Consider the following 393-nt stretch of genomic DNA (forward strand, 5'->3'; position numbering starts at 1 on the left):
AGCGGCAGAAGACATGTCAGGTCCACGACAATCGGCCGTGTTTGGGCTCGTGGAGAATTTTCAAAGCATTCCCCGCCGCTTACCGGAGCTGAGGGGGTTGGCACGCCCATTGCTGCTTGATGGGCGGCAACACTGTGAGAGCTTCGCTGAAGCAAGCCAGAGGAGCGATTGCCTCGAGATCCGTCTTCCGATTCTACAGAGAAACCAACTCGCGACAAAAGACACGAAAGGTGTGTGATAACTTTGGATACGAACATGGAACTGCGTATGGGATCCCCGGCTCCTCCGATCAAAGTGGAGAACTGGCTGCGTGGCGAGCCCCTCACGAACTTTCGGCCCGGCAAGGTCTACCTCGTTGAATTTTGGGCGACTTGGTGCGGACCATGTGTCGAC

General features: G+C 56.2%; 2 protein-coding genes. Both read left to right on the plus strand.

Annotated features, from left to right (window positions below):
• Positions 1-238: hypothetical protein (locus tag EN780_RS40240; protein ID WP_210215164.1), on the plus strand; the 238-nt coding region annotated here is incomplete at its 5' end.
• A gap of 17 nt (positions 239-255) precedes the next feature.
• The coding region (locus tag EN780_RS41275) for a thioredoxin family protein (RefSeq protein ID WP_245500343.1) at positions 256-393 on the plus strand (138 nt) is incomplete at its 3' end.

This window comes from Mesorhizobium sp. M4B.F.Ca.ET.089.01.1.1, from assembly GCF_004022605.1.
Lineage (GTDB): Bacteria > Pseudomonadota > Alphaproteobacteria > Rhizobiales > Rhizobiaceae > Mesorhizobium > Mesorhizobium abyssinicae.